General features: G+C 41.7%; 24 protein-coding genes and 2 pseudogenes. 23 read left to right on the top strand and 3 right to left on the bottom strand.

Features of this window, described 5'->3' with window-relative positions:
* Nucleotide 1: 1 nt before the first annotated feature.
* The 10 genes and pseudogenes from QFZ80_RS22105 (at nucleotide 2) to QFZ80_RS22060 (ending at nucleotide 8,360) form a co-directional block, all read left to right on the top strand.
* Nucleotides 2–710: pseudogene (locus tag QFZ80_RS22105) on the top strand (NAD(P)/FAD-dependent oxidoreductase).
* 267 nt (nucleotides 711–977) lie between these two features.
* On the top strand, nucleotides 978–1,430 hold the full coding sequence (locus QFZ80_RS22100; RefSeq protein WP_307554111.1) for a MarR family winged helix-turn-helix transcriptional regulator: 453 nt from the start codon (nucleotides 978–980) through the stop codon (nucleotides 1,428–1,430).
* A complete protein-coding gene (locus QFZ80_RS22095) occupies nucleotides 1,420–1,734 on the top strand; it encodes a hypothetical protein (protein ID WP_307554113.1) in 315 nt (104 codons plus the stop codon). The genes QFZ80_RS22100 and QFZ80_RS22095 overlap by 11 nt, the downstream gene beginning before the upstream one ends.
* A 104-nt stretch (nucleotides 1,735–1,838) precedes the next feature.
* On the top strand, nucleotides 1,839–2,171 hold the full coding sequence (locus QFZ80_RS22090; RefSeq protein WP_307554114.1) for a metal-sensitive transcriptional regulator: 333 nt from the start codon (nucleotides 1,839–1,841) through the stop codon (nucleotides 2,169–2,171).
* A 17-nt stretch (nucleotides 2,172–2,188) separates the two neighbouring features.
* Nucleotides 2,189–2,392 (top strand): copper chaperone CopZ, encoded by a 204-nt coding sequence (gene copZ, locus QFZ80_RS22085; protein WP_307554116.1) that lies wholly within the window; start codon nucleotides 2,189–2,191, stop codon nucleotides 2,390–2,392.
* Nucleotides 2,393–2,488: 96 nt separating this feature from the next.
* A complete protein-coding gene (locus QFZ80_RS22080; protein ID WP_307561013.1) occupies nucleotides 2,489–4,918 on the top strand; it encodes a heavy metal translocating P-type ATPase in 2,430 nt (809 codons plus the stop codon).
* Between the two features lie 24 nt (nucleotides 4,919–4,942).
* On the top strand, nucleotides 4,943–5,563 hold the full coding sequence (locus tag QFZ80_RS22075; RefSeq protein WP_307554119.1) for an NAD(P)/FAD-dependent oxidoreductase: 621 nt from the start codon (nucleotides 4,943–4,945) through the stop codon (nucleotides 5,561–5,563).
* A gap of 24 nt (nucleotides 5,564–5,587) precedes the next feature.
* Entirely contained in the window at nucleotides 5,588–6,283 is a 696-nt protein-coding gene (locus QFZ80_RS22070; protein ID WP_307554121.1) for a response regulator transcription factor, read from the top strand.
* A gap of 128 nt (nucleotides 6,284–6,411) precedes the next feature.
* The gene (locus tag QFZ80_RS22065) at nucleotides 6,412–7,347 is read left to right on the top strand and encodes a sensor histidine kinase (RefSeq protein ID WP_307554123.1); all 936 of its coding nucleotides are present in this window, start codon (nucleotides 6,412–6,414) and stop codon (nucleotides 7,345–7,347) included.
* A 140-nt stretch (nucleotides 7,348–7,487) separates the two neighbouring features.
* A complete protein-coding gene (locus QFZ80_RS22060; RefSeq protein WP_307561011.1) occupies nucleotides 7,488–8,360 on the top strand; it encodes a FixH family protein in 873 nt (290 codons plus the stop codon).
* Nucleotides 8,361–8,657: 297 nt separating this feature from the next.
* Here QFZ80_RS22060 and QFZ80_RS22055 read toward each other — a convergent pair whose 3' ends face one another.
* Together QFZ80_RS22055 and spoIIP are read right to left on the bottom strand one after the other, a co-directional pair.
* Entirely contained in the window at nucleotides 8,658–9,521 is an 864-nt protein-coding gene (locus tag QFZ80_RS22055; protein WP_307554126.1) for a cupredoxin domain-containing protein, read from the bottom strand.
* Nucleotides 9,522–9,791: 270 nt separating this feature from the next.
* Nucleotides 9,792–10,979: a stage II sporulation protein P gene (spoIIP, locus tag QFZ80_RS22050; RefSeq protein ID WP_307561009.1), complete on the bottom strand. Its 1,188-nt coding sequence runs from the start codon at nucleotides 10,977–10,979 to the stop codon at nucleotides 9,792–9,794.
* A gap of 145 nt (nucleotides 10,980–11,124) precedes the next feature.
* Between spoIIP and QFZ80_RS22045 the strand changes: the two genes are divergently transcribed.
* Nucleotides 11,125–12,018 carry a F510_1955 family glycosylhydrolase gene (locus QFZ80_RS22045; protein WP_307554130.1) on the top strand — a complete coding sequence of 298 codons (894 nt, stop codon included), beginning with the start codon at nucleotides 11,125–11,127 and terminating at the stop codon, nucleotides 12,016–12,018.
* 88 nt (nucleotides 12,019–12,106) lie between these two features.
* Here QFZ80_RS22045 and QFZ80_RS39345 read toward each other — a convergent pair whose 3' ends face one another.
* On the bottom strand, nucleotides 12,107–12,418 hold the full coding sequence (locus QFZ80_RS39345) for a four-helix bundle copper-binding protein (protein ID WP_483874743.1): 312 nt from the start codon (nucleotides 12,416–12,418) through the stop codon (nucleotides 12,107–12,109).
* A 225-nt stretch (nucleotides 12,419–12,643) separates the two neighbouring features.
* Here QFZ80_RS39345 and QFZ80_RS22040 point away from each other — a divergent pair, with 225 nt between their 5' ends.
* The 12 genes and pseudogenes from QFZ80_RS22040 to QFZ80_RS21985 all read left to right on the top strand — a co-directional run bounded on the left by QFZ80_RS22040 (nucleotide 12,644) and on the right by QFZ80_RS21985 (nucleotide 25,049).
* Nucleotides 12,644–12,985 carry an ArsR/SmtB family transcription factor gene (locus tag QFZ80_RS22040; RefSeq protein ID WP_307554131.1) on the top strand — a complete coding sequence of 114 codons (342 nt, stop codon included), beginning with the start codon at nucleotides 12,644–12,646 and terminating at the stop codon, nucleotides 12,983–12,985.
* A gap of 70 nt (nucleotides 12,986–13,055) precedes the next feature.
* Entirely contained in the window at nucleotides 13,056–13,238 is a 183-nt protein-coding gene (locus QFZ80_RS22035) for a hypothetical protein (protein WP_307554133.1), read from the top strand.
* Nucleotides 13,239–13,319: 81 nt separating this feature from the next.
* Nucleotides 13,320–14,708 carry an NAD(P)-binding domain-containing protein gene (locus tag QFZ80_RS22030; RefSeq protein WP_307561007.1) on the top strand — a complete coding sequence of 463 codons (1,389 nt, stop codon included), beginning with the start codon at nucleotides 13,320–13,322 and terminating at the stop codon, nucleotides 14,706–14,708.
* A pseudogene (locus QFZ80_RS39120) lies at nucleotides 14,696–15,466 on the top strand (MFS transporter); the annotation flags it as partial. The gene QFZ80_RS22030 and the pseudogene QFZ80_RS39120, both read left to right, overlap by 13 nt.
* Nucleotides 15,443–15,925 (top strand): MFS transporter, encoded by a 483-nt coding sequence (locus tag QFZ80_RS39115; protein WP_373460426.1) that lies wholly within the window; start codon nucleotides 15,443–15,445, stop codon nucleotides 15,923–15,925. The pseudogene QFZ80_RS39120 and the gene QFZ80_RS39115, both read left to right, overlap by 24 nt.
* A 48-nt stretch (nucleotides 15,926–15,973) precedes the next feature.
* Nucleotides 15,974–16,423: a MarR family winged helix-turn-helix transcriptional regulator gene (locus tag QFZ80_RS22015; protein ID WP_307554141.1), complete on the top strand. Its 450-nt coding sequence runs from the start codon at nucleotides 15,974–15,976 to the stop codon at nucleotides 16,421–16,423.
* Nucleotides 16,424–16,525: 102 nt separating this feature from the next.
* Nucleotides 16,526–17,572: an NAD(P)-binding domain-containing protein gene (locus QFZ80_RS22010; protein ID WP_307554143.1), complete on the top strand. Its 1,047-nt coding sequence runs from the start codon at nucleotides 16,526–16,528 to the stop codon at nucleotides 17,570–17,572.
* 162 nt (nucleotides 17,573–17,734) lie between these two features.
* Nucleotides 17,735–20,080: a helix-turn-helix domain-containing protein gene (locus tag QFZ80_RS22005; protein ID WP_307561003.1), complete on the top strand. Its 2,346-nt coding sequence runs from the start codon at nucleotides 17,735–17,737 to the stop codon at nucleotides 20,078–20,080.
* Between the two features lie 272 nt (nucleotides 20,081–20,352).
* Nucleotides 20,353–21,312 carry an ABC transporter permease gene (locus QFZ80_RS22000; protein WP_373460135.1) on the top strand — a complete coding sequence of 320 codons (960 nt, stop codon included), beginning with the start codon at nucleotides 20,353–20,355 and terminating at the stop codon, nucleotides 21,310–21,312.
* A gap of 59 nt (nucleotides 21,313–21,371) precedes the next feature.
* Nucleotides 21,372–22,253 (top strand): carbohydrate ABC transporter permease, encoded by an 882-nt coding sequence (locus tag QFZ80_RS21995; protein ID WP_307554146.1) that lies wholly within the window; start codon nucleotides 21,372–21,374, stop codon nucleotides 22,251–22,253.
* A gap of 61 nt (nucleotides 22,254–22,314) precedes the next feature.
* Entirely contained in the window at nucleotides 22,315–23,451 is a 1,137-nt protein-coding gene (locus QFZ80_RS21990) for an enolase C-terminal domain-like protein (RefSeq protein ID WP_307554148.1), read from the top strand.
* Between the two features lie 53 nt (nucleotides 23,452–23,504).
* The gene (locus tag QFZ80_RS21985) at nucleotides 23,505–25,049 is read left to right on the top strand and encodes an extracellular solute-binding protein (protein ID WP_307554150.1); all 1,545 of its coding nucleotides are present in this window, start codon (nucleotides 23,505–23,507) and stop codon (nucleotides 25,047–25,049) included.
* Nucleotides 25,050–25,141: the final 92 nt, after the last annotated feature.

Genomic DNA, 25,141 nt, shown 5'->3' with positions numbered 1-25,141 from the left:
AATGAAAACTGAGATTGACGTCATAATTATTGGTGTTAGTCAAGCAGGATTAGCCGCGGCGCATTTCCTAAAAGAAAAGAACATATCTTTTCTCATCATCGGTAAAGAACAAAACATTGGCGATGTCTGGAGAAATCGCTATGATTCCTTAGTCTTGTTCACGCCTAGATGTTACAGTTCCTTGCCAGGTCTTCCGCTTGAAGGTGATCCTAACGGATTCGCTACCAAGAACGAGATGTTTATTTATCGATCGGGCATAAACTGAAGTTCTTTCCGCTCGATATTATGGGAAAAAGTATCTTTTGGTGGTTTGATAAGCTGGGTGTATTGAGCGCTAATATTCATAGTAAACTAGGTCAATTAATTAGTAACAGGGTGATCCGATATTTGGTCTTGAACTTAAAACCTTAATCAGAGAAGGAAAAGTAACAATCAAATCCAGAACTAATGGAACTCATCATAAATTAATATCATTTGACGACGGAAGTAAAGTGGAAGTTGAAAATGTGATATGGGCAACGGGTTTCCATTCGGATTATAGTTGGATCCAGATCCCTGGCATTTTAAACGGAAAAGGGAAGCCGATTCACAGCAGGGGGGTTTCAAAGGTTAAAGGATTATACTTTTTGGGATTACCGTGGCAATACAGAAGAGGATCTGCACTGATCGGTGGCGTTGGAGTTGATGCAAAGCATATAGCCGAGAATTAAGAATCAATTTTTTGATCGCTGGTGAAGGTCTTCAATAAATAAGATAAATCGAGCTTAATGAGCTCGATTTTCTTGTTTGATCACTGATATCATTAATATAATGTTTGATACGCCAACATGGTGCTGCATTGTTCAAATTCCAGTGAAACAAGTTCTTTAGGAGGTTTATGATGTTAAAGATTTTAAGTTTGATTTTGTGTATTTCCAATATCGAGTTTTATGTGTATAATACATTATATGTATTATACACATAAGGAGTTGGTTATTTTGGAAATAAACGATATTTTGGAACTTCGATTGAATGTACAAAAATTTATCAGGCTTTTTGGTTTATTAGAGCAAACCGTAACCCCATGTGGTTTTCAACTTTCAGTATCACAGGTATATGCTTTACAAGAAGTTGAGAACTCCACTCTAATACTTGGTGAATTAGCAGATAGGCTGCATCTAGAACGAAGTTCAGTAAGCCGACTTGTTGATGGGCTAGTAAAAGGAGGCTTCGTACGCCGGGAAATCAACGAACAAAACCGAAGAGAAATGTTAATTTCTCTTACAGAAAAAGGTGAACGGACAATTGAGCAGGTTCGTCAGCAGTCCATTCGATTTTATCAAAATGTTTTGCAACATATGACCAAAGATGATCAGCAACTGTTTCGCGAGGGACTTCATAAATTTACTGCTGCTTTATTAAAAAACAAGGGGAAACAGGATGAAATATAAAAAAAGTCAAACAGCTACAAGTATATTATCGTTTATTTTTTCCTTTCTGGCTTCATCCCATCATTGGCTTCATATGGGGATTTTACTTCTTTTGGGCGGCTCAACGAATATGATGGCGACAATGTCAGCAGCACTTTGGATTAGACGTATCATGATCATTGCAACCATTATAACGATGCTTGTATCGATGTATCGTTTATTTAAACATAAGTCTAAGGTGCCCTGGGTGATTATTATGACTTTTCTCTCTGCCACGATTTCATTAGGTTTTATCATGTATACTCTTGTGAAGTTTGGTTGGTAAACTCTATAAGTGGACCCAGTCAATTTTTATGGAAAAAAATCTTAAAAAGGGCTTGATATAGGGTAAGGGGGTATGGTATATTCTAAATGTGAGGAGGAAATGCTATGGAACAACATGATAAACAAGAATTAAATGAGGACGGTTGTCATTCGGGCAGTGATCGAAAAAGTCATCATTCTGATAAAACAAAAAACAATTTGATCTCTAGGCTCAATCGCATCGAAGGACAAATTCGAGGTGTTAAAGGTCTTATTGAGAAGGATACGTATTGTGATGATGTGTTAAATCAAATCGCCGCGGTTCAATCAGCTTTAAACGGTGTTGGGAAACTGCTTCTCGAGCATCATCTAAACAGCTGTGTGATCGAACGCATTCAAGAAGGCGATAATGAGGTTATTAAAGAGCTAATGGTTACCATGAATAAATTAATGAAATAATAAGGGAGAGATAAGACATGCAAACAGTTACACTTAAAGTTGAAGGTATGTCCTGCGGTCATTGCGTGAATTCCGTTGAAGGCGCAGTTAAGAAACTTGGTGCTTCCGGCAAAGTTGATTTGAATGGTGGATCCGTTACTGTAGATTTCGATGAGTCTAAAGTTACTTTGGACGCTATTAAAGAAGCAATCGAAGATCAAGGCTATGACGTTGCAAAATAAAGGATGATGAGCCGCTGCATGCGGCTCAATAGTAACACCTATTTTTTTTGAAAAAATTATACCCCATGGGGGTATGTGACTACAGGAGGGACTGAAATGGCGAAACCATTAGAGCAGCAACAAGCGAGTTTGCAAATTACGGGCATGACATGTGCGGCCTGCGCGAACCGGATAGAAAAAGGATTGAAGAAATTAGACGGTGTATCAGATGCCAATGTTAATTTTGCCCTCGAGAAGGCATCAGTGACTTATAATCCGAGTCAAATCAGCGTATCTGCCATGGAAGAAAAAATACTGGATCTGGGTTACAGCACCGTAAAGGATGCCGTGGATTTTAATATCGTAGGTATGACATGCGCAGCGTGCGCCACACGTATTGAAAAAGGCTTAAATAAAATGCCAGGAGTTAGCAAAGCTACTGTTAACCTTGCATTAGAAACTGCCCATGTTGAGTATAGTGCTGCGGAAGTTTCGGTAAGCGATATAGTTAACAAGGTCGATCAACTCGGATACAAAGCCGTACGTAAAGAGGAAGTGGCAGCTGAAGGCGATTATAAGCAAAAAGAGATACGCCACAAGAAATTACAGTTAGCGGTATCGGCAATCCTTTCGTTACCACTTCTGTGGGCAATGGTGAGTCACTTTACGTTTACATCGTGGATCTACTTGCCCGAGTTCTTGATGAATCCTTGGGTGCAGCTCGTGCTTGCCACACCTGTACAGTTTCTTATCGGTTGGCAATTTTATGTAGGGGCATACAAAGCCCTTCGTAATAAAAGCGCCAATATGGATGTGCTTGTTTCTCTGGGAACATCAGCCGCGTACTTCTATAGTTTATACCTAACGCTGCAGTGGGTAACTTCAGTTGATGCCCATCACCATGCGCCTGATATGTATTATGAAACAAGCGCGATACTTATTACTTTGATTATTTTAGGTAAATTATTTGAAGTGTTGGCAAAAGGGAGAACTTCTGAAGCCATCAAGAAATTGATGGGGCTTCAAGCGAAAACAGCGTTAGTCATTCGAAATGGTGAAGAAATGGCTATACCAGTTGAAGAAGTTATCATTGGGGATATTGTTCTTGTAAAACCGGGTGAGAAAATTCCAGTCGATGGTGAAGTTGTAGATGGTTTGTCCGCTGTTGATGAATCCATGCTTACGGGGGAAAGTATCCCTGTTGAGAAAAAAGCCGGTGACGCCGTTATTGGCGCTACAGTTAATAAAAACGGCAGCTTAAGAATAAAAGCAACCCGTGTTGGGAAAGAGACAGCTCTTGCTCAAATTATCAAAGTTGTAGAAGAAGCCCAAGGATCAAAAGCGCCTATTCAGCGTATCGCTGACGTGATCTCGGGTATCTTTGTCCCGATTGTTGTAGGAATTGCTGTTGTAACATTTCTGATTTGGTATATCTGGGTTGCTCCTGGTGAGTTTGCAACTGCGCTGGAAAAGGCGATTGCAGTCCTTGTCATTGCTTGCCCTTGTGCTTTAGGACTTGCAACACCAACCTCTATTATGGCTGGATCCGGTCGCGCGGCGGAATTTGGGATCCTATTTAAGGGCGGGGAACATTTAGAATCGATGCAAAAAGTGCAAACCATCGTGCTTGATAAAACGGGTACGGTAACGAAAGGCAAACCGGAACTTACAGATGTTCAAATTGAAAACATGGATGAAAAAGATACAATTCTTAGACTAATCGGCTCTGCCGAAAAACAATCAGAGCATCCGCTTGCTGAGGCAATTGTTGCTGGGATTGTTGCTAAAGGTATCCTACTTACTGCTACTGAGAAGTTCGAAGCCATTCCCGGCTACGGAATTCGAGCCATCGTGGAAGGCAAGGAAGTGCTGGTTGGAACCCGTAAGCTCTTGCAGCGTGAAGCCATCGACTTTGGAAAAGCAGATACGGCTATGGAAAAGCTTGAATCCGAAGGTAAAACCGCTATGCTCGTAGCCGTGGATAACAAGTACGCAGGTATGGTAGCCGTAGCGGATACAATCAAAGACACATCGAAAGAAGCAGTCACTCGCTTAAAACAAATGGGCATCGAGGTCATCATGATGACAGGTGACAACAAACGGACGGCACTTGCAATAGCACAGCAAGTTGGCATCGATCATGTTCTTGCGGAAGTTCTTCCGGAAGGCAAAGCCGAAGAAGTGAAGAAACTTCAAGAACAAGGAAAGATAGTGGCCATGGTGGGTGATGGCATCAACGATGCTCCTGCTCTTGCGACTGCAGACGTCGGCATAGCTATCGGCACCGGCACTGATATTGCGATGGAAGCAGCGGACGTGACACTGATGCGCGGAGAACTTACAAGCATTACAGACGCCATTTATATGAGTCGTAAAACGATGACGAACATTAAACAGAACCTGTTTTGGGCACTCGGTTACAATACGCTCGGGATTCCGATTGCGGCTCTTGGACTTTTAGCACCATGGGTAGCCGGTGCTGCTATGGCACTAAGCTCGGTATCCGTTGTGCTAAACGCCTTACGCTTGCAACGAGTGAAGTTATAATCGGCATACATGGGAGGGGAAGACATGCAGATGATGAAGTTTGCAGTTACCCCAGGGTTTCATACTGGGGGCACCTTATTTAAGCCAGAACAATTGGCTGTTCTTGGATCTATCGTCGGTGAGGATGCCAAAATAGAATTAACGACATTCAAACAATTGTATGTTGAAATGCAAGAAGAGAGAATGGATGAAGTGAAGGAAAAGTTGTCTGGCATCGGCTTAGAAATATATCCTACTGGCTTCGTGACCAAGAGCCTCATTACGTGTAACTTTTGCCGTGGAGCAGAAGATGCAGGGCTTGAAATGGCTGAATCGTTAAACAAAGCGATCTCTGGGATCGAAACGCCAACACCTATAAGAATCGGATATGCGGGTTGTGCGCTCGGAACGAGCGCACCGCTTTTGAAAGATATCGGTGTGGTCAAAATGAGAGATATGTTTGATATTTATGTCGGTGGCGAGCCCAAATCGTTAAAACCATCTTTTGCGGTCTTGCTAATGTCCGAAGTTCAAGCAGACAGGTTGATTCCGATAGTTCGAAAACTCATCCATCATTATCAGCAACATGGCAAAATGAAGGAAAAGTTTTCGAAATTTATCAATCGGGTAACAATCGAGGCATTGCGCGAGGCAATTGTAGAGTAAGTGTAACGGGGGTCTGTTCGATTTATGAAGACAATTTTAATCGTTGATGATGAAGAAAAGATTCGCGAAGTTGTTGCATCCTATTTGCAAAATGAAGGATATGCTACTATTCAAACCGGTACTGGGAACAAAGCACTTGAACTCGTTCGTGGCGGAAATGTTGATCTTCTTATTTTGGATCTGATGCTTCCGGACATGTCTGGGGAAGATGTATGCAGAGTGATACGGCAGTTTTCTCCTGTTCCTGTCATCATGCTAACAGCGAAAGTTTCTGAAGATGACCGCGTCCAAGGATTAACGCTTGGTGCCGATGATTATGTCGTGAAGCCATTTAGCCCACGTGAATTAACAGCAAGAGTAAAAGCCATTTTGCGTCGCACGCAAGATGATACGCTTCTTGCAGAAGTCATCTCGTTTCATAATGACGACCTTGTCATTCGGCCGATGAAACATGAAGTTTATAAAATTGGGAATCTGATTAGTCTGACACCAAACGAATATAAATTGCTACTGATTTTGGCGCATCATCCAAACCGAACCTTTACACGGGAGGAACTAATTGAAAAGTTGCTCGGGTTTGATTTTGAAGGTGATACTCGCTCGATCGATCAGCATGTCAAAAACCTCCGTCAAAAGATAGAATCAGATCCCAAAAAGCCTAAATACATCGTTACCGTCTTTTCCGTAGGCTACAGGTTTACTGGAGGCGAATCCTCATAAAAGGACTATATGCACGAATTGTCATCGCATTTATTGGGGTAGCCTCCGGTGTTTTGCTCATTTCAACTATAGCGTTTATCTTAGAGACTCACTACCACTTCTCCTTGTATCAACATCAGGCTACGGATATGAACTCTCCAGCATTTGATGCCCATTTTGAGCAGGCATTAGTACAGTCTGTTCTTTGGTCTGCCATCTTGGGTATTTTGCTCTCGGTTCTGTTAAGTCTTTTCGTCGCTAAGAGGATCACAGCCCCGCTGATACACATGAAAAAAGTCGCAGAGCAAATGGCAAATGGAGAGCTTAGAGCAAGAACGACAGTCAAAGGCAATGACGAGATCGCCGATCTTGGGGGCTCCCTTAATCATCTCGCCGAACAGCTCATCCACCAGGAGCAGTTACGCAAAACGATGACTGCTGATGTGGCGCATGAATTAAGAACGCCGCTTGCAACCCTTAAAAGCCACATGGAAGCGATGATTGACGGCGTTTGGATGCCAACTCCAGAGCGCCTTGAGTCTTGTTATGAGGAGATTGAACGTTTGCGGTTCCTTGTTGGTGATTTAGAGCAATTAACGGAAATGGAATCCCCACATTTCAAGCTGAAGCTGCAGGAAGAAAATGTTTCAGCAATTGTTCATCGTAATATCGAAGCAAGCCGGGCTTCTTTTGATCAAAAGGGAGTTAACCTTTTATTTGAAGGTTTAACAAAAGTTGAAGCTACCTTGGATAGGCAGCGTCTGGGTCAAATTGTGGTGAACCTTTTAACGAATGCGCTAAAGTTTACGCCTCAAGGGGGAAAAGTATCTGTTGAAGTGAAGGAAGAAGAACACGCGGTGCTTATTAGTATATCGGATACTGGGATTGGTATGAATGAAGATGATCTACGATTTATATTTGAACGTTTTTACCGTGTAGAAAAATCCCGCGATCGTAAATCAGGAGGGAGTGGGATTGGTTTAACGATTGTGAAAAAATTGGTGGAAGCCCATGGAGGAACCATTCGAATGGAAAGTCAGTTGGGTAAAGGAACATCTGTAGAGATACATTTACCTAAGACTTAGTACCGATCCTCACAAGATCTACACAAGTCCCTTTTATAATAAAGGTGATAGAAAGAGGAGAGACTTTGAGCTACGCTCAAAGATCCCAGAGCAGAGAGACTTTGAGCGTAGCTCAAAGATCCCTATATTAGGAGGAAATCATGAAAAAAGTAGCGATTTCAATTTTACTTACAGCTGCCCTCTTAACGGCATGCGGAGAATCAGGCAGTTCGACGGACCATTCTTCACATAATGAAACTTCAGGATCAACGAATAATGCTGCGCATGGTAATACAGCGGGAATGGATCATAGCGGGAAGGCAAAAGAAACTGACTCGAAGCAAGAAGATGTCCAGGCTCAGTTTAAGCTTTCTACCGATAAACCGCAGCCGAACCAAGAAACGGCGATTACGATTAAGATTCAGGACAAAAACGGCAAACCGATCGATAAGTTGGATACCGTCCATGAAAAACAGATGCACCTTATCATTGTAAGTAAGGATTTGTCATTCTTTAACCACATTCACCCTGAGAATAAAGGAAACGGCGAATTTACAGTTACGACTCAATTTCCAACAGCTGGCGATTACAAGGTGATTGCAGATATAACGCCAACCGGTATGGGGGCAATGAATAAGAGTCAGTGGTTTACAATCCAAGGAAACGTACCGGCACCAAAAGCTATTGATCCAGATGCAACACTAACCAAAGTGGTTGATGGAAAAGAAGTAACCCTTTCGATTGATCATCTAATGGCGAATAAGGAACTGAACTTGAACTTCAACATTAAAGATGCTCAGACGAAGCAGCCCGTAACAGACCTCCAGCCTTACCTAGGAGCTGTAGGACACGTCGTGATCTTAACCCAAGATGCAGAAAACTATCTCCACGTGCATCCGACAGAAGAAAAGGCAAAGGGACCTGATGCCAAATTTATGACAACATTCCCGCAAAGCGGCGTATATAAGATTTGGGGACAATTCCAGCAGAATGGTAAAGTATTTACTGTACCATTTGTTGTAAAAGTACCGTAATGAGTAATGCCCAGTTTTCTCGGAAAACTGGGGTGATGAGGCATCAGAGCGAAATCAATGCGAGGCTGAGGACCGCCCTGCGGAGTTCGCTCGTTTTTTTGCTGGGGAGTATGTGAATTGGAATGCGCCGACTTATTCAGTAATTCAAGAGCTATTAATTTTCCATTAATCGCAATAGCCGGAACAGATTGAATGCCGTAAGCTTTGGCTTTATCCTCGGATTCGGTGGTACCACATTTTTTATTTAAATCATAAACAATAACTTCACATTTGTCGTCGCCTTCATTATTTTTAGTTTTAGGGAGTTACAGTAAGCGTGATCACCATTCCTGATTCCTTATGACCCGGAAGCGTGCAGACAGCTTTATAGATGCCTGGTTTATCAATACGAATGACATCGCTATCTTCTGTTCTCGGCATTGCATGGATATGGATGTTCGCTCCTTCAATTTCAAAATCATGCTCATTTTTCCCGCTATTTACTAAAGTAACTTTTACATATTCATGAGCACTTATCGTTATGTGTTGAGGTGAAAATGCAAAATCAGTAGCTTTGATAACAAGTTCTTTTGTGTAATTGCTATTTGACTTTTCATGATGGTGATTTTCTGGGCTCATATTATCCATATGGGCGGGGAGAGGTTGGGAAAAGAAAAGGGAGATAAACAATAAGATATCAACTGCAAACATCGTTTGTGGTAAGAAGAATAATCGTGATCGCGGTGTTGAACCTAAATCTCTGACTTCTCCAATTAACATGATGAACAGAATGAAAATAATACATGCAGTGAATACCCCCGCAATTTTAAGTGTGGGTGTAATATACGCAGCTGGTAACATTGCAATTAGCATGGCACCCATCATTCCGCCCATCATGCCTGATAACAAGCCATCAAGTACAGCCATGGTGCTGATCGGAATTCCAGCCATAGCGCCAATCATTCCGGCAAGTAACATACTGATCATGCACGCTTGGAAAAAGTGTCCAGGAAATAATGCAGCAATTAGTGTACCTGCTCCAAGACCTATCGTCATTCCAAGACTCATGGCGCTCATCATACCTACCATGCAGGTAATTCTGGATCTAAATCGAATAATGAAAGCTATAATCCAAAAGGAAAGCAAGGAATATTCAATTATAAATATTAAGGAACCGGTCATCGTTTCTCCCCCTTTTATAGGATACATATGTAGGGTATAAGTGCAATATGTACAAGTTTTCGTAAAATCAAAAGATCACACGGTGAGTAATATAATTGATTAGAGAAGGAGTTTTACGTGAAAAAGTTGTTACTCGTTTTTATGTATTCCGAAACCGTAAAGTAGAGTTTTTTCACAAAAACATTTGAAGCGAATATTGGGTAAAGATGAAACAAAATAGAAAAGAACAGCCCTGACAAGTGGGTTATCCTTTTCTATTCATAAACATGCTTACTTTTTTGCAACGATTGTATTTCCTTCTACTGCGTCAAAATAAATATTAGATACTACTTCCGCTAATAGGTCGGCAGTTCGGTAAGATTCAGCTAATGTATTTTCCACTCCACCTATTTCAATTAATGTGCTATTCGGGTTCATAGATTGGTTGTACTCACCATTGCCATTAGAGTTTTTCTGATAAATCCCTTTCGAAATCCCTGGGTATTTTGCATTTAACTGATCATGGATCTTCTTCGTAAATTCCAAGTTTTTTTCCCAGTTAGGATTCTTTTCACCAATGACAAAATAAATTTGTGCGTAATCTTTCCCATTAATCGTTTTTGTCGTTTTTGAACGTTTCTGTGAATCTCTATGTATATCGAATAAATAATTGATGTTTGGATGAGAACTAAATGCTTCTTGTACGGTTTTTTTAGAGTATTTATACGAACTCGGGTACTTAAAATCTTTAACTGAAGAAGGATAATCTTTATCAGAGTGTAAAGTTGCTACTCCACGCTTTTCAAGTTTTTGCTTAATTCTTTCCCCCACAAGCGTTATGTTTTTATTCTGATCGAGTGCAAAATCAGGGTTTTTAACCCCTTTTAGTTCAGGTAACCAAGACTCTCGGTTATGGGTGTGGTAAATGAGTACAGCTTTACTTTTTGATGTCATTGCTTCTTTACTAGGTGGCTCAGTTTGTTCTTTTTGTTGATCGTTACTTTTTGTCTCTGGTGGGGATGAGGGTTTCGTTTTAAGTGCATCGGCTGGTACATCGTTAATATCCGACGGGTAATCAATATCAGATGTGTTTTCACCAACTAATAATTTTGAATTGTCATTATGAACATCTTGGGCATTATTTGATTTTTCAGGGGCATCCTGATTACTTTTTGGAGCTCTTTGTATTAAGGAATTGTATATACGTGTGGGAGAAAGAACTTCCTTTTTTTCATCCCTATTTAAGTTAGGAACTTCCATCGAAAATAAATTATATAAGATAGCGGGAGAAGCATTCGAGGTTAGTGAATGCATACTAGCAATTGGTGCTCTAGAAACTTTACTTTGTAGTAGAATAGAAATGCTAAGGAAAATAAAAAGAGTGAATGAAAATACAGATAAAAATAAAAATATTCGGGAATTTATAGCTATGTCACAAAGAAATCGCTTTATTTTATGATACAAGCTATACCAATTCATTGTTTGTTCCTCCGTTAATTTTTGAATCTATTAATTATTCTATGAGGAATAAACGAATGATAGAACTCATAAGAGTTTTGTGAATAGAAAAGGTGCTTCAAAATCATGACATAGAAAGTATCAAACCAAGAAAAGGGGAAAGAAAATGAAATATAAAGTTAATCTCGTTTCTTCAATAGTCGCAGCTTCATTAATGCTATCAGCTTGCTCTGCTTCTAAACTGTCAATGGAGCATATCCACGGATTGGGTTATAGCACAGATGGAAAACAAATTATGATTCCTGCGCATACAGGTTTGGTTGTTTATTCGGGAAGTAAATGGAGTCATGTCGACGCTCCGCAAAACGATTATATGGGCTTTGTCGCTGTTGATAATGGTTTTTATAGCAGTGGTCATCCCGGAGTCGGTTCTAACCTGAAAAACCCCATAGGAATCGTGAAAAGTTCCGATATGGGGAAAACAATAACGAAACTCGATTTGGAGGGCAGTAGCGATTTCCATGGAATGACGGTGGGTTATAAGACTCATACCATTTATGTCTTTAATGCACAACCCAATCCAAAGATGAAATCGGCGGGATTGTATTATACAAAAGATGATGCAAAAACGTGGAGTAAATCAGAAATGAATGGTTTTTCAGGAGAACCTTTAACCTTGGCAACTCATCCATCCGACGATAAGGTGATAGCACTCGGATCCAAGGAAGGATTATATCTTTCCAATGATTCTGGAAATCACTTCGAAAAGTTGTTTCCTGGATTAGTTGTAGCATCTTTAGCATTTAGCAATACCGGTGAATTGTTTATAGCGGCGACCAATTCTCCGACGATGTTTCAATTCAATCTAAGCAGTAAAGAAAAGAAAGAAATCAAACTTCCTACCTTGGATAAAGGGGATGCCATTTCTTATATTGCTCAAAATCCTACTGACTCGAATGAAATCGCGTTGGCAACTTTCAATAAAGATATATTTATAAGCAAAGATGTAGGAGCGAAATGGACCGAAATTGCCGATAAGGGCAAAGGAATTTCGAAATAATAGGAGGCTTTACAGAGTGATGTTGTAGTCAAAAAGAATTCCCCACCCATATCGGTGGGGAATTCTCATAATGAAAGGGTTTCTATTATTATGCTGCCATTGCAAACGAGCGGCATTCTCTTGCACAAACCAAGCACATTTGACCGCACATTTGGGATTCGTGGTCATTATGCCTCAAACATTCGTGGCCACATACATCACAAACATAAGCACAAAAATCACACATGGCTTTCATAACTGGGCTATGACTAGATATTGACCTTGCACATAAATGACAGATTGAAGCACATTCAGTTAAAAGTTTGATTTGATGTCTTCGTAAATGTGCATCTGCTCGATGAAGTAATAAATGAACGGTATGTTCACACATAGCAGCACAGTCATGAAGCATCTTTAGCATTTCAGGCGTCATTGTTTGAACTGGCACTTATAGCACTCCTTTAAGGAACTTCTAATTTTCCTTAATAACATATTCAATGTGCTGATGTCCCGATACGCTGGACACATATAAAATTACTTTAATCAGTTAATCAAAAAAAAATGATTATGTTATTGCAATCTGATTTGCGATGGTATATATTGTTATTAAATCAAAAATAATTGATTAATGAATCGGGTGATAATAATGAAAACCATAATCCCAATACATGAGGTAAAGATAAATACGTCACCAAACGACTCCTTTTTTGAAACGTATGAGGCAAAGTTTAAAGCCTTGGCGGATCGCAAGAGATTGCAAATCATGTATGAGTTAACACAGCGGGGAAAAACGTGCGTTTGCGACCTATGCGATATCGTGGAAATGGCTCAATCCAAGTTGTCTTATCACTTGAAGATCCTTTTAGACGCCAATCTAATTACAAAAGAAATCATTGGCACCTGGAGCTATTACGAGATCAATAATTCTGAAGTGAACGGGTTGCTTTCAGAAGAGCTGTGCTGCATTTTTAGACCGAGTCGTTCTTAATTTTTTTTAAACATTATATCAATTTTTTTTGATGTATAAATCAATATATTTTGATTAAGGAGTGGTTTACATGTTATTTCACGATATCAATCCACAACTGATGTATGTAGAACAGCAAGATAAACAAGTCATCATAGCGAAAGTGGCTCAAGCTCAGGGACAAAAACAATTTAGCTTTAACCTCAAAGAGTTAGTAAGGTTATTCCGTATTAACAAAAAACAAAATGTTTGCTGTGCATGTGCTTGCTCTTAAGAGGGAGTAAGTTTGCGTCTTTCGAAAATAGCGAACGTCTTAAATGATGATAAAGAAAACAAAAATATGGAGGTATCTTTAATGAGTGAAAATACAGTTCTATCTAAAGCGAAATTACCTGTAGCGATCATAGGTGCTGGGCCTGTCGGCCTTGCCGCAGCGGCACATTTAGTTACACGAGGAGAGTCCTTTGTATTGTTTGATGCAGGGAATGCGGTGGGGGCCAGTGTCCTTAAATGGGCTCATGTACGTCTCTTTTCTCAATGGGAATATAATATAGATAAAGCAGCGCGGCAGCTACTTGCTTCACATGGTTGGATAGCTCCGAATCATTCAGAAATCCCTACGGGATTAGAGATGGTTGAGAACTATTTTAAGCCTTTCGCCGAGTTGCCTGAAATCAAACCTTTCATAAACTTGAACGCGAAAGTGATCGCTGTGAGCCGCAAAGGCTTGAACAAGGTAAAAACATATGGCCGCGAAGACCTTCCGTTTGTCTTGCATGTTCAGAAGAATGGAGAGCACCTCATGGTTGAGGCCAAAGCTATCATTGATGCATCGGGTACTTGGACAAATCCGAATCCAGTCATTTCTGAAGGTGTATGGACACCTGAGGAACAGTATTTAAATAAACAAGTATTTTATGGTATTCCCGATGTACTTGGTCAGCATAAAAATCGCTATAGTGGAAAGAAAGTTCTTGTTGTTGGCAGCGGTCATTCCGCGATCAATACACTTTTGGAACTCGGGGAGCTTAAGGGGCAAGTACAGGAGACTGAAATTGTCTGGGTACTAAGAAAATCTAGGCTAGAGGATGTTTACGGGGGGCGGGAGCAAGATCAACTTGCTGCGAGAGGAGAACTCGGAACGCGTATTCAGAAGCTAGTTGAATCAGGAAATGTTAAAGTGATGACGCCATTTCATATTCAAGAATTAAAAAAGGATGGGGAAAAAATTCAGGTAGTTGGTTCTTTGAACAGCGAATTGATCCAAATTGATGCCATTGATGAGATCGTTTCGAATACAGGTTCCCGTCCCGATTTTTCCTTCTTAAGAGAAGTTAGGGTGACTGCAGATCCAGGCTTGGAAAGCGTCTTGGAGTTAGCGCCTTTAATCGATCCGAATGTTCATAGCTGCGGTACGGTTAGACCACATGGAGAGAATGAGCTAAGACAACCAGAGAGGGACTTTTATATTGTTGGGTCGAAGAGCTACGGTAGAGCACCGACTTTCTTGATGGCGACAGGGTATGAACAAGTAAGATCCGTAGTAGCAGCTTTAGTTGGCGATCGTGAAGCAGCTGAGAGGGTTGAACTTGAACTGCCTGAAACGGGAGTATGTAGTACCCAAAGTAACTCATGCTGTGGACCTGAAAAAAGCGAAGTTATGGAAGTGGAATCTGATGAAGTAAGTTCTTGTTGTTCACCAAATGCCAAACCGGTGGCATCGAAATCTTCATGCTGCAGCTAGAAAATGCTAATCTCAAACCTATAATTTTTTTGGCACTTATCACAGCGGTCTCACTATGTGGTGATTCGATGCTATACGTTGTATTACCGATTCATTGGTACGATGTGGGACTTACATCCCTCATTGAAGTTGGCATTTTGCTCTCGGTGAATCGCTTTGTGAGATTACCGCTCGGTCCCTTGATTGGATGGTTGTACAAAAAAAACAGTATCAGAAATGGTGTGTTTTTGGCCGTATTCCTAGCAGGAATGACTACATTACTTTATGGATGGGTAGATGGTTTTTATAGTTGGCTTATTCTGCGGTGTATTTGGGGTGTGGCTTGGTCGTTACTCCGTTTGGGCTCGTACTTCATGATCCTCGAACTATCGGATGATCTTAACCGAGGTTACTTCATGGGGACTTATAACGGGCTTTATTGAATAGGCAGTTTAGTGGGCATGCTTGCTGGTAGTATCTGTGTGGAGTTATTTGGATTACGGGCAGTTGCTATAACTTTTGGTGTTCTGGCATTCCTTGTACTTCCTGCTGTTTACAAGTTTGTTCCCAAGGCGAAAAAACAAATTAAATCGGAAGATGCTCCACTCGAAAAGAGGGTGCTTATAAAACTTCCAGCCTTGCAGGGGACTTTAATTTCTGTGTTTCTAGTTGGGATGTGTCTTGACGGCATGCTCACTGCAACGTTAAGTCACCTGATTGATGTTCATCATAAGACGTCTTTTATGTTCTATGAAATAGTTATTGGAGCCGCTACCCTAGCTGGTGCTCTCCAGGCGGTACGATGGGCGCTCGGCTCATTTATGTCTCCTTGGTTTGGTCGATTATCAGACCGCAAGTGGGGACGCAGACCGCTGCTTACCGGCTCGCTTGCTTTGGCTGCGATATGTATGGCTGCGACAAATTTTGAGATTCCTTTTGGCCTTTGGTTACTTGATCTACTAGCACTGCTCATTGTTACAACTTTGTTATCCACAATTATGGATGCAATGGTTTCGGATATCGCATTCGGATCTGCTCGAACATTTATAATGACCATGTATGTAGTCGTATCCGATGTGGGGGCGTCCATGGGACCGTTGTTTGGTTATGTATCTGAGCATTTCATTGGTCTAAGCATGACGTATTGGCTTTCTGCATCGCTTCTTTTGCTGCTAAGTATCTTTTGGTTTATGAAAGGTCATGTAGGAATGAGGAGGAATATCGTCGCAAATCAATAGTTGCATTTATCAATTAATATGTGTTATAAAATAGTTAGGTGATCGAATATGAACAATAATCCACAATTCCCAGATGTGAGAGAAGTGCTGCAAATACTTGTTCGGAGATTCGGACTGCTTCAGAAAGATGGCGCACAGTGTTGCGGTTTTTCTGTCATACAAAGTCATATCATTTATGAACTCATGAAGCATCCTAATATTGCTTTAAATGATTTAGCCCAAAACCTTTCCACCGATACAAGCACAATCAGCAGGCAAATTCAGCAATTGGTCGAGTTGGAGATGGTGCGAAGAACTCCTGATCCTAAAGATCGGCGTTATGTGGTTCTCTCCTTAACCTCAAAGGGGGAAGAGCAGCATCAAGCCATATCCAAAACAATGGACAATTATGTTCAAGGGATTTTACAACTCATACCGGAAAATAAGCGGGATCAAGTCATTGAAAGCTTAGGCCTTTTGAGTCAGGTTATGAATCAAAATTGTTGCTCCTCCTCTTAAAAGAGGAGATTATTTTTGGGATATTAGTTGCTATTATCAACTATTACAAAAATCATTTAATCAGGTGTCTTTAAAAAAGAAGAGTAAGGTTGTGAGGGAGTTATGTATCAAACCATTGTCATCGGCGGAGGGCAAGCTGGACTTGCAGCAGGATATTACCTTAGACAATATGGACTGTCATTTCTCATTTTAGAAGCAGGACCTGAACCAGTTGGATCATGGCCACATTATTACGATAGCCTGAAGCTGTTCTCACCCGCTAAGTATTCTTCTTTGCCAGGTTTCCCATTCCCAGGTGGGGGCAATCGTTATCCCTCGCGGGATGAAGTGATTTCATACCTTCGAGAATATGCATCTAAGTATAATATGCCGGTGAAGACAAACACTCGTGTTGAAAGAGTAGAGAAATTTAATGGGAGTTTTCAAGTTACGACAACGAGTGGGGAGATTCTTGAAGCTGAATCCGTTATTTGTGCAACGGGCTCATTTCATAAACCTTATATTCCTGACATCCCTGGATTACCAGAGTTTCGAGGTGAAGTTATTCATTCCTCTGCGTATCAGAATACTACTCCCTATCAAGGTCAACGTGTTATTGTAGTCGGGAGTGGGAACTCAGCGGTTCAGATAGGTGTTGAACTCTCGGAAGTATCCACTACGACCCTAGCGGTTCGGACACCGGTTAAACTTCTACCCCAGGTTAAATTTGGGCGTGATCTGCACTTTTGGTTGATAGCTACCGGTTTAGATAAATTCCCGTTTCCTTTGTTTGGCCGTTCTGTGCCTGAGCCAACTACTGTTATTGATTCAGCAGGGTTTAAACAACGATTAGAGAGCGGAAAGCCAAATCAAAGACCAATGTTTACCTCGTTGTACGAGGATGGTGTTATATGGGAAGATGGGGAGAAAGAGAGCGTTGATGCAATTATTTTTGCAACGGGCTTTCGGCCGAATTTATCTTTTTTGGCGGGATTGAATGCGTTGGATGATCGTGGTTTTCCAAAACATAAGGTTGGAGTGAGTCATGTTACGGATGGGTTATATATTGTTGGACTATCTGGGCAAAGATCAATTGCCTCTGCAACACTGCGTGGAGTTGGGGGCGATGCCCGATATGTTGTTAGAAAGGTGACCAGGAAAAAGCAGTAAAAGTGTTGTGACGTTAGTCGAGATAGAATGAGCGCTGACAATGGAGTCGGCTCTCTTTTGTTTGGAGTTGGAGGAAGAGTTGTCAATCCGAGAAGACTATGGCAGTATATATATGAACTTCGAATATTCTGACCTTTATGCGATAGGATGTGAAGTGAGAAATTGAGCAAGGCGAAAGGTAAAAGTAGAGGGATTATTTTCTGGAAAAATTTAGGCCTGGTTCTACTGATTACCTGCATCCCTATTGCTTTCATAGGCGCCATTCTATATTCCATGGGAACAAGCCGAATCGAAGCGGAAGTGAACAGAGCTCACCAGAATCAGCTCAATCAGTCGATTCAGCAAATGAATGATTACTTGATTAATCTGGAGCATTCTGTCGTGAGGCTTGCCTTCGATCGAAGCTTGGACGAAATGCTAGAGCATATGGATTTAATTCAAGAATTCAGTAAAACAAACGAATTAATGAAAACGTTCTCATTAATAACCGAATCGAATTCTCTTATTAACAGTGTAGGCTTATATCTGCGTGATGCCAATAAACTGATTGGCGATGAGGTCGGATTTCAATCCATAGGAAGCGAAGAGGACCGGAGGGTCCTGAATGCCTTGTTGGATAAAGAGCGAACGATCTATTGGGATTATTCATTAAGAAAGATCAATAGACCGGAATCCCAGAATAAAGCCATCATTATCAAGCTTCCCGGGGGACAAATGTACGGCTCTTACGGCGCATTTATTATTTATTTGGATCAGGATAAATTAAATGCGATGGTACATAAGCTCGTTTCAGGAGAAGGGGTTGCTTTTTTATTTAACGAATATGGTGACTTTTTAACTACACCTCCTGTTCAAGGGGAGAACGTTCATCAGCTGACTCTGGAGGATGCGTTAAAAAAACGAATTATGGAAGAAAATTTTAATGAGCATATGTTCAAATTTGACTGTCAGCATAAAACCTATACAGTTTCGTATGGGAAAATAGCTAAGCTAGGCAGCAAATGGACGGTTGTTTCCGCAACTCCGATGTCACAAATCACAGCTCCCGTGACTTACTTATCCAGTCTCATTTTATGGATCAGTATAGTAGGACTTTCAATTGGGCTACTCCTGTCATGGTTCGCTTCCAATAAAATGTATGCCCCGATCCATCGATTGAAGAGATTGTTCGAGACTTCTAAAAATGGTAGGACAGAAGAAAAGGATGAAATTATTTATATTGAAAATCAATGGAAGCAGCATTTGGAAGAACAGCAAGCGCTAGCTTTAAGAATCAAACAATCCATTCCAGCGCTGCGGGAAAGCTTTATTCTGCAATTTTTGCAGGGTCATCTTTACACCCACACGGAATCAGAGCTTATCGACAAGATGAAGCAGCTGGATTGGGATGTTAAGGATAAAAGGTTTGCTGTTATGGTCGCGCAGCTGCACGGCCTTTCGGAGCTAGGCGGGAAATTTATGGAGCGGGATGCGCAGCTTATTACGTTCGCTGCTTCCAATATCATTTTGGAACTTTGCTCAGAGAAGCTGAAGATGGTCCACGTCATCAACTTTCAGGATTTGTCGGCAGGTGTTTTCTTCGTACTGGACAAAAGCTATTCCAATGAGGAGATTAAGGCCGTACTCAATAAGCTGGCTCATGACTATATCGTTGCGGTGAATAACGTTCTTCGTCTCAAGATTACGATTGTTATGGGAAGAATTTCCGATTCTATCCTGGAGATGCCGAGTGTGCTCGATCAAACACGCAAAGCGCTGCGTTTCCGGGATCTCCATACTTCCAACCAAATGCTGGACATGAATCAATTTATGATGGAGCCAACGAGTCAGAAGCATTTTCCATCGGAACTAGAAAGAGATATCGTGCATGCGGTAAACATGGGTCTTGAAGAGGAAGCAGTACGTCTTATTAAGCAATTTATGCATGAGCTGCAGAGCAACAACAGCACCGAATTAATGGTTCATCAAGGGATGATGAAGCTGTTAGGCACTCTGCACGATACGATCATCAAGCATGATGTGAACCTGTACACGTTATATGAAGGGGTTCATCTCTATGAGCAGCTGATGCAGATATCGGAGCCGGAGCAAATTGTTGACTGGTTTCAAGGGAAGTTGATTCACCCTTTTATCAAAACGCTCAGCATAGCTTATGATAGCAATACGAGAGAAATCATGGATAAGCTGATGAGGCAAATCGAGAATGACATTCTCCTTGATATCTCACTTGACATGTATGCGGAGCAATTGCAGTTGAGCTCATCCAAGCTCAGTAAAGCGTTCAAGCATATCCATGGCACTAATTTTATCGATTTTGTTATTCGTTTAAGAATTGAGAAATGTAAAGAACTGTTGGTCACATCGGACATGAAAATTAATGACATTGCTGAGCTGCTTCACTATCAACCTTCCCATTTAATTCGTATCTTTAAGAAAAGTGAAGGGATTACTCCGAGGCAGTATCGCGAAAAGCACACCCAAGGAAATCAAGCAGATTCGTCTGCGTAATAAGGCGCCCTTCATACGGTATGAAGGGCTTTTTTTGTTCATTTCAAAAAAAGACGATGGCCGGAAATTTTTAAAAGACATAGCGATAATTTATTATTATTGCGGTTTGATTGAAAGCGCTCTAAAGTTTGAGATGTCACCAGATCACACAGCACAGACTGCCAAATGGAAGAGGGGGAATCAATCTATTCACTTCAAATGTTAAAGGAAATGCCTTAGGAAATGAAGACAGCAGCTAATCATTGTATGAACAAGAAAGGGGGAAAAGGGAGATGGCGATTGAAGTAACGAAGTCCATTTCACAGCCACTTGCCAAAAGAAAAAGGAAGACGATGCTCTGGTCAGATCTTAGACGTGATAAGTATTTATATCTGCTGGTGTTACCGGGAATCCTTTATTTTCTTATTTTCAAATATTATCCGATGTGGGGCATCGTCATAGCCTTTCAAGATTACTCCCCATATCTGGGCGTATTGAAAAGCACTTGGGTAGGGGGCGAGAACTTTATCCGATTTTTCACAAATCCAAGCTTCTACATTCTGTTTCGAAATACGATGATGATCAGCTTACTAAGCTTGGTGTTCTTCTTTCCTTTACCTATAGTTCTGTCGCTTTGCATGAATGAGGTGGGAAACAAATATGTTAAGCGAGTTATTCAATCCGTTGTGTATCTACCGCATTTTCTGTCCTGGGTTATTATCGCAGGGATCTCTTTTCTACTGTTTTCCCAGTCCAATGGCATCATCAACCTGATGCTCGAATACATGGGATACAGTAAGGTTCCTTTTCTAACGAGCGAGAGCTTCTTCTGGGGGTTGCTTACAGGACAGAATATATGGAAGGATACCGGCTGGGGAACCATTATTTTTCTGGCTGCCATAACAGGAATCGACTCTCAGCAGTATGAAGCAGCGAAGATGGATGGAGCAAACCGGATAAGGCAAATCTGGCACATAACACTGCCGGGTATTCGCAATGTCATTATTATTTTATTAATTTTGCGGCTCGGTCATATTATGGATGTTGGTTTTGAACAGGTGTTTCTGATGTCTAATGCGGCGGTATCGAATGTCTCTGACGTATTTGAAACCTATGTATACCGAAACGGCATTCAGCAGGGTCAATTCAGCTATACAACAGCCGTCGGTTTATTTAAATCTGTTATTGGATTAGCGCTTGTTGTTGGTGCCAACTGGATGGCGAAGCGTTTTGGAGAAGAAGGTGTGTATTAAGGAGAGGCAGATGGAGTTACGAGTAAGCTTCTAAGAAAACTTTTAGGAGGGAGCCAGAAATGAGAGAAAGCCTAGGGGATCGCCTATTTGGCATAGCTAACATCGTGCTGCTGGTTATGGTTGGAATCGTTACCTTGTTTCCCTTGTACTATGTATTCGTCGTTTCCTTTACGGAGCCTCATGAATACATCGAAAAGTATGGATTTGTACTTTTTCCGAGCAAATGGAGCTTAAGCTCCTATGAGTATTTAATGTCTACTTCGGCTTTTATACGGGCTACCGGAATCAGCACTTTTCTCGCAACGGTTGGGACCGTCTTAAGCCTCATAGTGACATCCGCCTTCTCATTCGGGTTATCCCGGAAAAGACTGCGTGGCAGAAAGCTGATGCTGTTCTTGGTTATGTTCACGATTCTTTTTAATCCTGGGATTATCCCTATCTACCTGTTGGTGCGTGATTTGGGTCTAATCAACAGTGTGTGGTCCTTGATCATTCCTGTTTTGACCAGCGGCTGGTATGTGATCCTAATGAAGAGCTTCTTTGACAGCATCCCTGTTGAGCTGGAGGAAGCGGCTTTGATAGATGGCTGTAATGACTTGAGCATTTTTTTCAGAATTATATTGCCGCTTTCTGCCGCTTCGCTCGCTGCGTTCGGGTTATTTTATGCCGTAGCCTACTGGAATACCTTCTTTAGCGCTGTACTCTATATAAATGATTTTACGAAAGTGCCTTTACAGATCGTTTTACGCAATATGCTCATTGACTCCGATACCGCAATGGGGGGAGCGTCGGCAGTGGAAATGGCTTCGGATAAACAGCTTCCTACTCAAACGATCAAGATGGCCGCTGTTGTTGTATCCACCCTTCCCATATTAATGGTATACCCTTTCTTGCAAAAGCATTTTACCAAAGGAGTTATGTTAGGGTCTGTCAAAGGATAGGCACGCTCTATTATTAAAATGAAAAAAGATACTATACACATAAGAAAAGGAGAATGAAAAAATGAAAAATAACTTGGAAAGCAGCTGGCGAATTGAGAAAATTGAGCGTGTGCTTATGAAGGGGGAACGCCGGAGATTGGCAGGCTGTAATGCTAGACTGGGAGTTCACGGCAAAGAAGTCAGCTTCCCGCTGCTCCGGATTACAATAGGTGGAATTGCAGGTTATGGTTGGTCCAATATTTCGTGTGAAGCCGCAAAAGATTTGATTGGGGCAACTGTTAACGAGATCTTCTCGGAGGAGCATTGGATTCAGGATCGCTTTCAGAAAATTCAGTTCCCGCTATTCGATTGGCTTGGACATGTAAGGGAAGTTCCAGTCTATGAGCTGCTGACGAATAAACAGTGGACAACTCCGCTGAGTGTTCCATGCTATGATACTTCCCTTTATTTTGATGACCTACATCTGAGCTCAGAGACCGATGCGGTACGCTTACTTCAAGAAGAAGCAATGCAGGGCTATAATGAAGGATTCAGGGGCTTCAAAATCAAAGTGGGCCGCGGCGCCATGCATATGGATTTGATGGAGGGTACGAAAAGAGATATCGCCATCGTCAATGGGATCAGAGATGTGGTAGGTCCAGACTGTCATATCTCCATCGATGCAAACAACGGATACAATCTGAACCTGACAAAGCACGTATTGAAAGAGACGGCTCAGTCCAAGCTGCTCTGGATCGAGGAAGCCTTTCATGAGGATGACAGGCTGTACCGTAATCTAAAGGAATGGCTGGCCGAACAGAAGCTAAATGTTCTAATTACGGATGGGGAGGGACTAGCAGCCGGACCTATCGTTGAATGGGCGGAGCAAGGCCTGATCGATGCCATCCAGTATGATTTGAAGGACTATGGCATTGTCAACTGGTTGAAGCTTAGCCAAAGACTTGCCAAAAGCGGTGTTAAAGCGGCTCCGCATAATTACGGCGGCTTCTATGGCAACTTTGCTTCCGCCCAGGTGTATCCTGCTATTGAAGGATTTATGTTTGTAGAATGGGATCAGGCCGAAATTCCAGGAATTGATACGTCCGGCTATTCGATTAAGGATGGCAGAATAGAAGTATCCTCCGCTCCGGGGTTCGGATTGCATATAGACGAAGCTAACTATACTAGTAAGGTCCGTGAAAACGGTTGGATCGTATAGTCATGCGTACCTTGTGAGCGTTTCAACGATGATATGAGGAGGATGAAATAACTATGAAAATGTGTGATACAGGTATTCTGAAGAAGCCGGCAACGACCTTTTTATCCATCCTAGTTATTTGTTCTTCACTTGCTGCAGGATGCTCCAGCCCGACAACTGCACCCACCAACGAGGCGAGCGGGAAAGGGGAGGCCAAAGAACCTGGCAAGCCATCTGAGATCAGAATCATGGCGGACTACACGATAGCTCAGCCTCCATCACCCGATAATCCGGTGCTGAAGGAGTTTGAGAAAAGAACCAATACGAAGCTGACGGTTCAATGGGTGCCAGGGGGCGATTATGCGGATCGTGTTAATGTGGCGCTGGCTGCAGGGGATATTGCTGATTTAATTAAAATCCCAAGCATCACAACTCCTTTATTCCGTCAAATGGTGAAGCAGGGCGCATTCTGGGATCTGACTCCTTTTGTAAAGGACTATCCGAACTTAGTGTCACTAGATCCTAAAGTATGGAACAATACTAAAATCGATGGCAAAAACTATGCAGTTCCAGCCGGACGGCCTCTGAACGGGGGAGGATTCTTCTCTATTCGTAAAGATTGGTTGGATAAGCTCGGCATGAAAATGCCTCAGACGATGGATGAGCTTTATACCGTAATGAAGGCTTTCAAGGATCAGGCACCTGACGGTAAAAAAGATACGGTAGGCTTCACAATGCGAGGCGCAAATGTTATAGAGGAAGTGTTTACAGGGACGGTTGGCAAATGGAAAGAGAAGGATGGCAAGCTCATCAACATGAATCTTGAGCCTGAGGTAAAGGAGTCATTAAATTATCAACGCAAATTGTATCAAGAAGGATTGATTCCGCAAGATTTCCCTGTCCTGAAAGAAACACAATTTTGGGAGCTCGCAACTAGCGGAAGAGCAGGGGTTACAGTAGAAACTCCTGAGGCGTTGTTCCGATATACATTGGACCAATGGAAGAAAGACCCGAATGTAGCATGGACCCCAATGGTGTCCTTAAGTCCTAAAGCCGGAGGAAAGGCATACGTATCTCAGAGCACTGGCATGAATGGCGTTCTGGCTATACCGAAAACAGTGCCTGAGGAAAAGATGAAAGCTATCTTGAAATTCATTAATTACGGCTCAGGTGGTGATGGTCTCGATTTGACACTTTATGGTATTAAAGATGTTCATTACAGTGTTGTGGACGGTCTGAAGGTAGCTAACGACAAGGCCGTAGCAGACAGTGTAGGAACCGCTTCTTGGGGGAAAATGTTCAGCACGCCTGTGGTGGATTTATGGCAATATGCGGCAGGTATGCCTAAAGAGATTTATCAAAGAAACATGAAAATTGCTGAAGAAAGAGGCAAAATTTCTACTGGTGATCCGGCCATTGGTTTGGTTTCTGAGACGGAGCTTAAGATGGGGGCAGACTACACGAAGAAAATTGCGGATATGAAAACGCAGGTCATTATCGGAAAAATTCCTATGGAGGAATGGGATAAATACGTCGAACAGCTTAAAAAGGACGCTAATTATCAAAAAATAATAGAAGAAATGAATGCAGAGTACAAGAAGCGGTCGGCTCAAAAGTAGTTTGAGTATAAAATGTTAGGAATGCCCGGTGAGGTTTGTCTAAAAGACATGCCGACACCGGGCTTAACTGGTGTTAAACTGTATGAAGAACT

The organism is Paenibacillus sp. V4I7, from assembly GCF_030817275.1.
GTDB lineage: Bacteria > Bacillota > Bacilli > Paenibacillales > NBRC-103111 > Paenibacillus_E.
The sequence above is the reverse complement of the archived record's forward strand: the minus strand, read 5'-3'. Positions and strand labels throughout refer to the sequence as shown.